Below are 12968 nucleotides of genomic sequence, written 5' to 3' on the forward strand. Positions count from 1 at the left end.
CTAAGGAGCTGCGCGGCTTCCAGGTCCCTCCCTCGATGATCAGTCGAGAACTATCGCTCCTGACGGAGCGATAGTCGAGATACAAGGAGCTGCCGTAGGCGGCGATCTTTTAAGGCCTCAATCCAGCCCTAACTTTTTCAGCCTGTAACGCATCGACCGAAACGACAGATTCAACCGCTGGGCCGCCGCTGTGCGGTTCCAGCGCGTTTCTTCGAGGGCCTGGAGAATCAGTTTGCGCTCGACGTTCTCTAGATACTGCTCAAGATTGTCGATTTTTGTCAGGTCCGGCAATCCGGTTTCGGCACTGCAATTACCGTCTGTCAGGCGCAGGTCGCTGGCTTCGATCTGCTTGTTTTCACAAAGGGTGTACGCGCGTTCGAGCATGTTTTCCAGCTCGCGGACGTTGCCCGGAAAACGGTAGTGTTTGAGTGCATCGAGGGCTTGCGGATGGAGATGTGCGGCCGGCAAGCCGCTGCCTGCCGCGAGACGCTTGAGCACATGACTGGCCAGCAACTCGATGTCGTCACGGCGCTCGCGCAACGGCGGGACGCGTAGTTCAATCACATTCAACCGATAGTACAAATCCTGCCGAAAGCGTCCGGCGGCTACTTCGGCGTCCAGGTCCCTGTGGGTGGCGCAGAGTATTCGCACATCGATGATGGCTTCCTGCTGTCCGCCGATGCTGCGTACAGCCTTCTCCTGAATCACGCGCAGCAGTTTGACCTGCATCGCCAGCGGCAAGTCGGCCACTTCATCGAGAAACAGGGTGCCGCCGTTGGCCGCCTGGAACAACCCGGGTTTGTCTTCGATAGCGCCGCTGAAACTGCCTTTGCGATGACCGAAAAACTCGCTCTCCATCAATTCGGACGGAATCGCCCCACAATTCACCGGCACAAATGGCTGGCTGCTGCGTGGACCTTGTTCATGAATCAGCCGGGCGACCAATTCCTTGCCACTGCCGGACTCGCCACTGATGTACACCGGCGCCTGACTGCGCGCCAGTTTGTCGATCTGTTTGCGCAGGCTGCGCATGGGCAATGAGTCGCCGAGCAGGCGGCGCTCGATGGCGCTGGTAGCGCCGCCGGCGACCGGCAGGCGCAGGGCGCTGACCACCAGCTCCCGCAGCCGGGTCAGGTCCACTGGTTTGGTCAGGAAATCGAAGGCCCCGGCTTTCAGCGCGTTGATGGCGGTATCGAGGCTGCCATAAGCGGTGATCATCGCCACCGGCACGTGTGGATGGGTCAGCTGAATGTGCTGCACCAACTCCAGGCCGGTGCCGTCGGGCAGGCGCATGTCGGTCAGGCATAGGTCGAACCGTTCCTTGTCCAGCAACGTTCGGGCTTCGCCGACAGTGCGTGCGCTCAGCGTGTCGAGCTTCATTCGGCCGAGGGTGATTTCCAGAAGTTCGCGAATATCCGGTTCGTCATCGACGATCAGGACTTTTTGTCGTGGGCTGATGTTCAACTTTGTTTCCGTCCGTGAGCAAAGGTGATGCGAAAGCAGCCGCCGCCTTGGCGTGGTTTGAAGTCTAGGCGGGCCTGGTTGCTTTCGCACAGCTCACGGGACAGATAGAGACCCAGGCCAGTGCCCTGGCTACTGGTGGTGAAGAACGGTTCGAACAGATGCGCTTGTTGCTCCGCTGAAACGCCGGGGCCGTTGTCCAGCACATCCAGGGTGGGCAGCTGGCTGTCGGGGTCGAGACAAAGCGTGAGCCAGACCTCGGCCTGCTCGTGCGCAAGGGCGCTGTGGCGCCAGGCATTGCGCAGCAGGTTATCGAGCACCTGAGTCAGTTGGTCAGGGTCCATCAATGTGGTGAAGGTTCCTGAACCTGTGCTCAGATGAATCTTCTGGCGATCCGTGGCACCTTCGCGCACCGTGCGCACGAACTGTTCCAGCCACAGCTTCAAGTCGAGCCGTTGGGGTACGGTTTGCTGGCGGCGTGAAAGCTGCAGGACGTTTTCTATCACTCGGTTCATGCGTTGAGAGTGGTCTTGAATAATCTGCGTCAGACGCCGATCCGCGCCCATCATTTCCTCAGACTCGTTCAGCAACTGCGCCGCATGGCTGATGGCGCCCAATGGATTGCGGATTTCATGGGCAATCCCGGCGGTTAGTCGGCCCAGTGCTGCGAGCTTGAGTTGTTGGGCTTGTTGCGCGACCTGCGCAAGGTCTTCGAGAAACACCAGAGTCTGACGTTGTTCGTTCAGGCCCAGCGCAATGAAGCTCGGTTGCAGCTCCAGGCCTGTACGGGCGACTTTCAGGCTCTGTGGGCGCAAGGTCGGGTTGTTGAACCAGAGTTGCAGGCGCTCGACCAGGGCTGTCGAGTAATCGTCGATGAGCTGGCCGTCGAGGCGTTCCTGACCAAACAGGCTCAAGGCGCTGTGATTGGCCAACTGAACCCGGCGCTCGCTATCGAGTACCAGGATGCCGGTGCGCATGCGTTGCAGGATCAGCGCATTAAGCGCCTCCAGGCCAACCACTTCGCTGGCGCGTTGCTCGGCCAGGTTCTCGCTGATCTCCACTCGTCGGGTCAAACCCTGCACCAGTAACGCTGCGGCAAAGCACAGGGCGCCGAGGGTGCCGGCTTGCAGGTAGTAATTGGCACCGGTCGAGTGGCTGCCGCTCAGGTAAAAACTCAGGGAAATGATGCTGATGGTGGCGACCGCCGCGAGCAACAGTCCGATGCGTCCGCGCAGCAAGGTGTTGCTGATCGCTACCGAGACAATCAGCAGGTTGCCGATGGCGCTGGGTGCGCCGCCTGCGGCATAGAACAACACTGACAGCAGCAGGATGTCGGCCAGCGCGAGGCTGAAGATCTGCGCGGGTTGCCTGGGGTTTCCCAGAAACACCACCAGCAGGATATTCAGAATCAAATACAACCAGCTGCCAGTGCGCAACAGGTCGCTGTTGGCGAACTCCAGCAACTGGTTGTCCATGTTGCTGGAGATCAACAGCACCAGAAGGATGCCGATACTTAAACGGTAGAAATGATAGAGGCGCAGCAGTCGCTGGGCCTGTTTGCCGCCGGGACTTGAGGTCTCAGCGATCACGTGAGCTCGGGCCTTGCTCGAGGTGAGCCTGGCTGCAATACCACTGTTGTTGAAGGCTCAGCGCGCGGTCGCGTGGCAGGTGAACACCGCAATGGGCGCAACGAACCATGGGCGGCGCATCGAGTTCGCTGGGCGTATGGGAGGTTTCGGCGGAGCGCTTGAACTTGCGCCAGAACCATACTGCAGCAGCAATCAGGGCAATCCAGAACAGTAGACGAAGCATGGTGAGGCCGCTTTGCGATGAATAATCCGGCAGTTTAGCCAAGGACAGGAGAAGCGCACAGCGCAATGAAACGCGGGAATAAAAAAGGGAGACTCGAAAGTCTCCCTTTTTGGTACCTCACGGGTGTCAGTCGAACACACCGAAGGTCATGTAGCTGAACCACGAACGGTCGCTGTTGTTGCCTTCCGCTTCGTGCTGCTGCTCTTGAACCGCATCGCCTTCCTTAGGCTTGAGGTCGGAAGGAATCGCGTCCTTGGCATCCTGGAACTGCTTCATCACATCCTGGTTGGCGCGGGTTTCGCCCGGCGGCAGCGGTGGACGGGATTCGATCAGGCCCAGGGTGGCCTTGCTCAGCCACGAACGGTTGTCGGCTTCGGCTACCCGTGGCACGAACTGGCCGTCGACCAGGGTCGGGTGCTTCGGGTAGTTCAGCTTCAGGGTTTCGAGGCTGCTGTTGGCCAGCTCGTCCAGGTGCAGGCGCTGGTAGGACTCGACCATCACTGCCAGGCCGTCACCGACCGAAGGGGTTTCCTGGAAGTTTTCCACCACATAACGCCCACGGTTGGCGGCTGCGACGTACGCCTGACGGGTCAGGTAGTAGTCGGCTACGTGAATTTCGTAGGACGCCAGCAGGTTACGCAGATAAATCATGCGTTGCTTGGCGTCTGGCGCGTAGCGGCTGTTCGGGTAACGGCTGGTGAGTTGGGCGAACTCGTTGTAGGAGTCACGTGCGGCGCCCGGGTCACGCTTGGTCATGTCCAGCGGCAGGAAGCGCGCCAGCAGGCCGACGTCCTGGTCAAAGGAGGTCAGGCCCTTGAGGTAGTACGCGTAATCGACGTTCGGGTGCTGCGGGTGCAGACGGATAAAACGCTCGGCGGCAGACTTGGCAGCCTCAGGCTCGGCGTTCTTGTAGTTCGCATAAATCAGCTCGAGTTGAGCCTGATCGGCGTAGCGACCGAACGGATAACGCGATTCCAGGGCCTTCAGCTTGGCCGTGGCGCTGGTATAGCTATTGTTGTTCAGGTCGGTCTGAGCCTGCTGGTACAGCTCGACCTCGCTGAGGTTTTCGTCGACGACTTCCTTCGATGAGCAAGCAGCGGTCAATGCGAGGATGGCGATCAGCAGCAGGTGTTTCACTTGCATGGCGGCTTGCGTCCCTATGACGGCCGCTGTCTTGGGCGGGGCCGTCCTGTTATGATGAGTACCCCGTTGAAAGCCTCGGGGCAAAAGACGCCGTATTTAACCACAAGCGCGCAGCCGAAACCAAAGGCTGTAGCCGACGCCTAGTCTGAGCATGTCCGATAAAATTGAACTTCGCGCAGAGGTGCCGTCCGAACTGGGCGGCCAACGCCTCGATCAAGTCGCCGCACAATTATTCGCTGAGCACTCGCGCTCGCGCCTTTCCGCCTGGATCAAAGACGGCCGCCTGACTGTGGATGGAGCGGTTATCCGCCCGCGAGACATCGTCCACGGCGGCGCCATCCTTGAGCTGACTGCCGAGCAGGAAGCTCAAGGAGAATGGATTGCTCAGGACATCGCCCTGGACATCGTCTATGAAGATGACGACATCCTGGTGATCAACAAGCCTGCGGGCCTGGTGGTGCATCCTGCTGCCGGTCACGCCGACGGCACCTTGCTCAACGCCTTGCTGCACCACGTGCCGGACATCATCAATGTGCCGCGCGCCGGTATCGTGCACCGTCTGGACAAGGACACCACCGGTCTGATGGTGGTGGCCAAGACCATTCAGGCACAGACGCAACTGGTAACGCAATTGCAGAGCCGCAGCGTCAGCCGGATCTATGAATGCATCGTGATCGGTGTGGTCACTGCCGGCGGCAAGATCAACGCGCCGATCGGTCGTCACGGCCAGCAGCGTCAGCGCATGGCGGTGATGGAAGGCGGCAAGCAGGCGGTCAGTCACTACCGCGTGCTCGAACGCTTCCGCTCCCACACACACGTGCGGGTCAAGCTGGAAACCGGTCGTACGCACCAGATTCGCGTGCACATGGCCCACATCAACTTCCCGTTGGTCGGAGATCCTGCCTACGGCGGTCGCTTCCGTATTCCACCGGCAGCCAGTGTGACCATGGTCGAATCCCTGAAACATTTCCCGCGTCAGGCGCTGCATGCGCGTTTCCTGGAACTGGATCATCCGACCACCGGTAAGCGCATGAGCTGGGAATCGCCACTGCCGGACGATTTCGTCTGGTTGCTGTCGCTGCTCAAGCAAGACCGTGAGGCGTTCATCGGATGATTGACTGGCTGATTCCTGACTGGCCCGCGCCGGCCAGGGTGAAAGCCTGCGTCACCACCCGAACGGGCGGCGTCAGCCTGGCGCCGTTCGACAGCCTCAACCTGGGCGATCATGTCGAGGACAGCCCTGCGGCTGTCGCCGAGAATCGCCGACGCCTGACAGATCGCTTTTCTATTCAGCCAGCCTGGTTGCAACAGGTTCACGGCATTGCCGTGGCCCATGCTGACCCGGCTACGGTGGCGACGGCTGATGCCAGCTGGACTGCCACGCCGGGCATTGCCTGTGCGGCAATGACGGCCGACTGTTTGCCTGCATTGTTCTGTGATCGCGCCGGTACTCGCGTCGCCGCCGCTCACGCCGGCTGGCGCGGTCTGGCGGCGGGTGTGCTTGAGGCAACTGTCGAAAGCCTGGCCGTAGACCCTGCGGAGGTGCTCGTCTGGCTCGGCCCGGCCATCGGTCCGAAAGCCTTCGAAGTCGGCCCGGAAGTCCGCGAGGTCTTTGTCCAGCAACTTCCTGACGCCGCTCAGGCTTTTGTCCCGAGCCACAATGCCGGCAAGTTCATGGCCGACATCTATCTGCTGGCACGCCTGCGTCTGGCGCAATGCGGCGTCACCGCCGTGTACGGTGGCGGCTTCTGCACCGTGACCGATCTTCGCTTCTATTCTTACCGCCGCAGTCCTCGCACCGGTCGGTTTGCCTCCCTGGTCTGGCTGGAACGCTAGACTTATCTGATCTGCGTCAATCCTGCTGCGCTTGAATCTTCCAGAATCGACCGCATCTAGTGGGGTATCTGGCAGGTTTCTCTATTTAGGTGTGTCCATCGCTCCGGCCTGCTCAAAAGGAAGGTGACCAATGCGTATAGACCGTTTAACCAGCAAATTGCAGTTAGCCTTATCCGATGCTCAATCCCTGGCTGTCGGCCTCGATCATCCGGGCATTGAACCTGCGCACCTGATGCAAGCGCTGCTTGAGCAGCAGGGCGGCTCGATCAAGCCGTTGCTGATGCAAGTGGGTTTTGACATCAACAGCCTGCGCAAAGAGTTGAGCAAAGAGCTCGACCATCTGCCAAAAATCCAGAATCCCACCGGCGATGTGAACATGTCGCAGGACCTGGCGCGTCTGCTCAACCAGGCCGATCGCCTGGCCCAGCAGAAGGGTGACCAGTTCATCTCCAGCGAGCTGGTGCTACTCGCCGCCATGGACGAGAACAGCAAACTCGGCAAATTGCTGCTCGGTCAGGGCGTCAGCAAGAAAGCCCTGGAAAACGCGATCAATAACCTGCGCGGTGGTGAGGCGGTGAATGACGCCAATCACGAAGAGTCGCGTCAGGCGCTGGATAAATACACCATTGACCTGACCAAGCGCGCTGAAGAAGGCAAGCTCGACCCGGTGATCGGCCGTGACGATGAAATTCGTCGGACCATCCAGGTCCTGCAACGCCGCACCAAAAACAACCCGGTGCTGATCGGTGAGCCTGGCGTGGGTAAAACCGCGATCGCCGAAGGCCTGGCCCAGCGCATCATCAATGGCGAAGTGCCGGATGGCCTGAAGGGCAAACGCCTGCTGTCGCTGGATATGGGCGCGCTGATTGCCGGTGCCAAGTACCGTGGCGAGTTTGAAGAGCGCCTGAAATCGCTGCTCAACGAGCTGTCGAAGCAGGAAGGTCAGATCATCCTGTTCATCGACGAACTGCACACCATGGTCGGCGCCGGTAAAGGCGAAGGCTCGATGGACGCCGGCAACATGCTCAAACCGGCTCTGGCCCGTGGCGAGTTGCATTGCGTCGGCGCGACCACGCTCAACGAGTATCGCCAATATATAGAGAAGGACGCGGCCCTTGAGCGGCGCTTCCAGAAAGTGTTGGTGGACGAGCCGAGCGAAGAAGACACCATCGCGATCCTGCGTGGCCTGAAAGAGCGCTACGAGGTTCACCACAAGGTGGCGATCACCGACGGCGCGATCATTGCGGCGGCCAAGTTGAGCCATCGCTATATCACTGACCGTCAGTTGCCGGACAAAGCCATCGACCTGATCGATGAAGCGGCCAGCCGCATTCGCATGGAAATCGACTCCAAGCCGGAAGTGCTGGATCGTCTGGAGCGGCGCTTGATTCAACTGAAGGTTGAATCCCAGGCGCTGAAGAAAGAAGACGACGAAGCAGCGAAAAAGCGCCTGGAAAAGCTCCAGGAAGAAATCGTTCGTCACGAGCGTGAGTACTCGGACCTCGAAGAAATCTGGAATTCGGAAAAAGCCGAAGTGCAGGGTTCTGCTCAGATCCAGCAGAAAATCGAACAGTCCCGTCAGGAGCTGGAAGCCGCCCGCCGCAAAGGCGACCTTAACCGCATGGCCGAATTGCAGTACGGGGTGATCCCGGACCTGGAGCGCAGCCTGCAAATGGTCGATCAGCACGGCAAGAGCGAAAACCAGTTGCTGCGCAGCAAGGTGACTGAAGAAGAAATCGCCGAAGTCGTGTCGAAATGGACCGGCATTCCGGTCTCGAAAATGCTCGAAGGCGAGCGCGACAAGCTGCTGAAGATGGAAAGCCTGTTGCACCAACGCGTGATCGGCCAGAACGAAGCCGTGGTGGCGGTGGCCAACGCAGTACGCCGTTCGCGTGCCGGGTTGTCCGACCCGAATCGCCCGAGCGGTTCGTTCATGTTCCTCGGCCCGACCGGTGTTGGTAAAACCGAGTTGTGCAAAGCCTTGGCCGAGTTCCTCTTTGATACCGAAGAGGCGATGGTGCGCATTGATATGTCCGAGTTCATGGAGAAACATTCCGTGGCACGGCTGATCGGGGCGCCACCAGGCTACGTGGGCTACGAGGAGGGCGGTTACCTGACCGAGGCGGTGCGTCGCAAGCCGTATTCGGTGATCCTCCTGGACGAGGTCGAGAAGGCCCACCCGGACGTGTTCAATGTGTTGCTGCAAGTGCTGGAAGATGGCCGTCTGACCGACAGTCACGGGCGTACCGTGGATTTCCGTAATACGGTGATCGTCATGACGTCCAACCTTGGGTCGGTGCAGATCCAGGAACTGGTCGGTGATCGTGAAGCGCAACGTGCGGCGGTGATGGATGCGGTGTCGACGCACTTCCGTCCGGAGTTCATCAACCGGATCGACGAGGTGGTGATCTTCGAACCGTTGGCACGTGATCAGATTGCCGGCATCACCGAGATCCAGTTGGGTCGCCTGCGCAGCCGTCTGGCCGAGCGTGAGCTGAAACTGAATCTGAGCAGCGAAGCGCTGGATAAGTTGATTGCGGTGGGTTACGACCCGGTCTATGGCGCACGGCCGCTCAAACGAGCAATCCAGCGCTGGATCGAAAACCCGCTGGCACAGCTGATTCTGTCCGGCAGTTTCCTGCCAGGCGCCACCGTTACGGCCACCGTTGCGAACGACGAAATCGTTTTCAACTGAGCGTTCGCTGCACGGTAATGGAGGAGGCCCCGCATCGCGGGGCCTTTTTTTTCTTAGGGTGTTGAACTGTAAGGAAAAGGCTTGTAAAGTGCGCCCCGCAGTAAGTCGCCCCAGCGGTTTCTTCTCCCCAAGGAGAAATCTGAAATAAGTTGCAAATCATTGTCTTGAAAGCAATTTAGGGGGTTGACAGAGGTGCTTAAGATTGTAGAATAGCGCGCCTCAGACACACGAACGCAGCGATGCGAACGGGTCGAAGAGGTGAAGCAAGCTTCACAGTTGTAATTGAAATATGTAGTTCCGTGATAGCTCAGTCGGTAGAGCAAATGACTGTTAATCATTGGGTCCCAGGTTCGAGTCCTGGTCACGGAGCCAATTTCAAACCGGGGTATAGCGCAGTCCGGTAGCGCGCCTGCTTTGGGAGCAGGATGTCAGGAGTTCGAATCCCCTTACCCCGACCATATTAAAAATCCTCGTATCGAAAGATACGGGGATTTTTTTTGCCTGTTGAAAAATCCCCGTCGCCTTCAAGTCATCGTACAACCTGCCGATAACGAGCTGACGGGGGACTGCCGCAGTAACGCCCCTTTACTCAAGCCACGACAAGAAAAAGGGCGCTCGTTATGTTGCTTCGTCAGTTGAATATCGCTCCTCGCGCAGCGTTGGGATTTGCTCTTATTGCGGTGCTGGTCGCCTTGCTCGGTGTGTTCGCGCTGGGACAGATGTCGAGCATTCGCGACAGTGAGGTCGCGGTAGAGAACCAATGGCTGCCAAGCATTCGTGGCGGCGACGAGATTCGCGAAATCATGTTGCGCATCCGTACCATTTCCCTGCGCATGGCCCTGGATCCAGATTTGAAGAACATTGCGCAGTACCGCAGCCAGATGGACACCCGCGACAAGGAGCTGAGCGACAAGATCGCGGCCTACGACAAACTGGTCACCACCGCCGAAGGCAAAGAGTTGTATGACCAGTTCAAAAAAACCTTCGCGGCCTATCGTGCGGGCATCGCCCAGTCCTTCGTCCTGGCCGAGCAAGGTCGGCGTGACGAGCTGACCAAGCTGCTGCTGGTCGACATGAAAACCGTGGTCGACGGTTCCGGCAAGCAGCTTAATGACCTGGCAGAGCTGTTCGCCAAACAGGTCGCCACTGAAAGCCAGAACTCTGCAGCGCATTACCAAACCTCGCGCCTGATTGTCAGCCTGTTCATCGGTCTGGCCGCTCTGGCCACCGTCGGACTCGCCATGTTGCTGACTCGCAGCATTGTGCGCCCTCTGACCGAAGCCCTGAATGCAGCCGAAAACGTGGCGCGGGGCGACCTGACCCAACCTATCGAAACTCATGGCAACGACGAAGTCAGCCGTTTGCTCAAGGCGCTGGCGACCATGCAGCAGAACCTGCGCGAAACCCTGCAAGGCATTAGTGGTTCGGCCACCCAATTGGCCGCGGCGGCGGATGAGTTGAACGCGGTGACCCTCGGCAGTACCCAGAACCTGCAGCAGCAGAACAACGAGATCGAACAAGCCGCCACCGCCGTCACCGAAATGACCACCGCCGTGGAAGAAGTCGCGCGCAATGCGGTGTCGACTTCCGATGCAACCCGCCAGTCCAGTGAGTCGGCGCATCTGGGTCAGGAGCGGGTCAGTGAAACCACCAGTGCCATTAGCGCCCTGGCCGGCGAGGTGCAGCACACCGGTGAACTGGTGCAGTCGCTGGCCAACCAATCCCAGGACATCGGCAAGGTGCTGGATGTGATTCGCGCCATCGCCGAGCAAACCAACCTGTTGGCGCTAAATGCCGCGATTGAAGCCGCACGCGCGGGGGAGAGCGGGCGAGGTTTTGCGGTGGTGGCCGATGAAGTGCGGGCGTTGGCGCATCGCACGCAGCAGTCGACCCAGGAAATCGAGCAGATGGTGCAGGGCATGCGCAACGGGTCGAGCCTGGCACTCGAGTCCATGCAGGCCAGTGCCTCCCGTGCCGCCAGTACGCGGGTACTGGCCGAGCGGGCGGGCGAAGCCCTGCAAACCATCACCGCGTCGGTGCATGAAATTCACGAGCGTAATCTGGTGATCGCCAGTGCCGCCGAAGAACAGGCGCAAGTGGCGCGGGAAGTGGACCGCAATCTGGTGAACATCCGTGATTTGTCGGTGCGTTCTGCGGCGGGTGCGGATCAGACCAGCGCTTCCAGCCACGAACTGTCGAAACTGGCCAATGCGTTGCAGGGCATGGTACGGCGCTTTCAGGTGTAATCGGGGGGAGAGGTACAGAGAGACACGGATCGTCGGGGCAATAAATATCAACTGTGGGAGCGAGCTTGCTCGCGACGAGGCCATAACATTCAACATCAATGTTGGCTGTTACATCGCCTTCGCGAGCAAGCCCGCTCCCACACTGAACCGGGTTTTAGTGCAGCTTCAGACGCGGCTCAGTGCCACGGCCAATCTTGCTGCCCAACATCAGCATCGCCGTGCGGAACGGGCCGTACAGCGCGACCTGGTGCATGCGGTACAGCGACACGTAAAACATCCGCGCCAGCCAACCTTCGAGCATCACGCTGCCAGTCAGGTTGCCCATCAAGTTACCCACAGCCGAAAAACGCGACAGCGAGATCAGGGAGCCGTAATCGGTGTACTTGTACGCAGGCAGCGGCTTGCCTTCGATGCGCAGTTTCAAGGATTTGGCCAGCAGCGAGGCTTGTTGGTGCGCGGCTTGCGCACGTGGCGGCACGTTGCGATCAGTGCCCGGCTGCGGGCAGGCCGCGCAGTCACCAAAGGCGAAAATGTTTTCGTCGCGAGTGGTTTGCAGGGTCGGCAGCACTTGCAGCTGGTTGATCCGGTTGGTTTCCAGACCGTCGATGTCCTTGAGGAAACCTGGCGCACGAATCCCGGCCGCCCAGACTTTCAGGCTGGCCTTGATCTCCTGGCCGCTGGCAGTGATCAGCGCATCGGCGGTGACTTCACTGACTGCCGCGTTGGTCAGAACCTTGACCCCGAGTTTTTCCAGGGTTTTATGCACGGGGCCGCCGATCCGCTCCGGCAGGGCAGGCAACACCCGTGGGCCGGCTTCGATCAGGGTGATATGCATGTTTTCCGGAAGGATGCGGTCCAGGCCGTATGCCGCCAGTTCGTGGGCCGCGTTGTGCAGTTCCGCCGCCAGTTCGACGCCAGTGGCACCCGCGCCGACGATGGCCACGCTGATCTGTTGCACTGCATCGGATTGCCCGGCGTGGGCGCGCAGGTAGTGGTTGAGCAATTGCTGGTGGAAGCGCTCGGCCTGTTTACGGGTGTCGAGGAACAGGCAGTGCTGCGCCGCGCCCTGAGTGCCGAAATCGTTGGTGGTGCTGCCGACTGAAATCACCAGCGAGTCGTATGCAACCTCGCGTGCTGGCACCAGTTCCAGGCCGTTTTCGTCGTAGGTGGCGGCCAGCTGGATTTTCTTCTGCGCGCGATCGAGCCCGCTCATGCGCCCCAGCTGGAACTCGAAGTGGTTCCATTTTGCCTGGGCGACATAATTGAGTTCGTCTTCGGAAGAGTTCAAGGAACCTGCCGCCACTTCATGCAACAGCGGTTTCCAGATGTGCGTCAGGTTCGCGTCGACCAGCATCACACTGGCCGTGCCACGCTTGCCCAGAGTCTTACCCAGACGGGTAGCCAACTCCAGACCGCCGGCGCCGCCGCCAACGATGACAATACGATGAGTCATGGGGATATCTCGCAAGGCTAAAAGAAATCGGTGCAGTTACCCGAGCGAGCGCGATGCTGCTCATAGCGTCAGGTACCTCACAAGTCGGCTCAGCAGGCCCAGGCCAATCGTCACTGCCAATACCACCACGAGGAGCATCCACGGCCGGAAAGGCCGGCGCTCGACTCGGTGCTGGGACAGTTGCAGGTACTCTTCGACACGCTGTTGGTCGTCGGGTTTCAGGCGGCTGGTCATATCGGGCCTCGTCAGGGGTAGACGTTGCTGAATGTGTAGAAGCTACAGGGAATTTATCCCCCTGTGAACGGAGCATAGCCGCTGGCAG

General features: G+C 59.6%; 10 protein-coding genes, 2 tRNA genes and 1 pseudogene. 7 read left to right on the top strand and 6 right to left on the bottom strand.

Annotated elements, in window-relative coordinates:
• Positions 1-117: 117 nt before the first annotated feature.
• From ACIPIN_RS22160 to ACIPIN_RS22175, 4 genes are all read right to left on the bottom strand, one after another.
• On the bottom strand, positions 118-1464 hold the full coding sequence (locus ACIPIN_RS22160; RefSeq protein WP_401122119.1) for a sigma-54-dependent transcriptional regulator: 1347 nt from the start codon (positions 1462-1464) through the stop codon (positions 118-120).
• Positions 1461-3050: a sensor histidine kinase gene (locus ACIPIN_RS22165; RefSeq protein WP_401122122.1), complete on the bottom strand. Its 1590-nt coding sequence runs from the start codon at positions 3048-3050 to the stop codon at positions 1461-1463. The genes ACIPIN_RS22160 and ACIPIN_RS22165 overlap by 4 nt, the downstream gene beginning before the upstream one ends.
• Positions 3040-3273 (bottom strand): PP0621 family protein, encoded by a 234-nt coding sequence (locus ACIPIN_RS22170; RefSeq protein ID WP_401122125.1) that lies wholly within the window; start codon positions 3271-3273, stop codon positions 3040-3042. Before ACIPIN_RS22170 ends, ACIPIN_RS22165 begins: the two co-directional genes overlap by 11 nt.
• Positions 3274-3399: 126 nt before the next feature.
• Complete coding sequence (locus ACIPIN_RS22175) at positions 3400-4416, bottom strand: outer membrane protein assembly factor BamD (RefSeq protein ID WP_401122127.1); 1017 nt, start codon at positions 4414-4416, stop codon at positions 3400-3402.
• A 151-nt stretch (positions 4417-4567) separates the two neighbouring features.
• On the opposite strand from ACIPIN_RS22175, the gene rluD reads away from it, so the two are divergent.
• From rluD to ACIPIN_RS22210, 7 genes and pseudogenes are all read left to right on the top strand, one after another.
• Positions 4568-5530, top strand: a complete 963-nt coding sequence (gene rluD, locus ACIPIN_RS22180; protein WP_123423611.1) for a 23S rRNA pseudouridine(1911/1915/1917) synthase RluD — start codon at positions 4568-4570, stop codon at positions 5528-5530.
• Positions 5527-6252 (top strand): peptidoglycan editing factor PgeF, encoded by a 726-nt coding sequence (gene pgeF, locus ACIPIN_RS22185; protein ID WP_401122129.1) that lies wholly within the window; start codon positions 5527-5529, stop codon positions 6250-6252. The genes rluD and pgeF overlap by 4 nt, the downstream gene beginning before the upstream one ends.
• Positions 6253-6382: 130 nt before the next feature.
• Positions 6383-8947 carry an ATP-dependent chaperone ClpB gene (clpB, locus tag ACIPIN_RS22190; RefSeq protein ID WP_123423613.1) on the top strand — a complete coding sequence of 855 codons (2565 nt, stop codon included), beginning with the start codon at positions 6383-6385 and terminating at the stop codon, positions 8945-8947.
• Positions 8948-9243: 296 nt separating this feature from the next.
• Positions 9244-9319, top strand: a tRNA-Asn gene (locus ACIPIN_RS22195).
• Between the two features lie 9 nt (positions 9320-9328).
• A tRNA-Pro gene (locus ACIPIN_RS22200) sits at positions 9329-9405 on the top strand.
• A 162-nt stretch (positions 9406-9567) separates the two neighbouring features.
• Positions 9568-10338: pseudogene (locus ACIPIN_RS22205) on the top strand (MCP four helix bundle domain-containing protein); the annotation flags it as partial.
• Positions 10330-11193 (top strand): methyl-accepting chemotaxis protein, encoded by an 864-nt coding sequence (locus ACIPIN_RS22210; RefSeq protein ID WP_401122248.1) that lies wholly within the window; start codon positions 10330-10332, stop codon positions 11191-11193. The pseudogene ACIPIN_RS22205 and the gene ACIPIN_RS22210, both read left to right, overlap by 9 nt.
• 154 nt (positions 11194-11347) lie before the next feature.
• On the opposite strand, the gene ACIPIN_RS22215 is transcribed toward ACIPIN_RS22210, so the two are convergent.
• Complete coding sequence (locus tag ACIPIN_RS22215; RefSeq protein WP_401122132.1) at positions 11348-12646, bottom strand: NAD(P)/FAD-dependent oxidoreductase; 1299 nt, start codon at positions 12644-12646, stop codon at positions 11348-11350.
• A gap of 60 nt (positions 12647-12706) precedes the next feature.
• Positions 12707-12880: a DUF3094 family protein gene (locus ACIPIN_RS22220; protein ID WP_401122134.1), complete on the bottom strand. Its 174-nt coding sequence runs from the start codon at positions 12878-12880 to the stop codon at positions 12707-12709.
• Positions 12881-12968 lie beyond the last annotated feature (88 nt).

This window comes from Pseudomonas sp. NPDC087697 (genome assembly GCF_044743155.1).
Lineage (GTDB): Bacteria > Pseudomonadota > Gammaproteobacteria > Pseudomonadales > Pseudomonadaceae > Aquipseudomonas.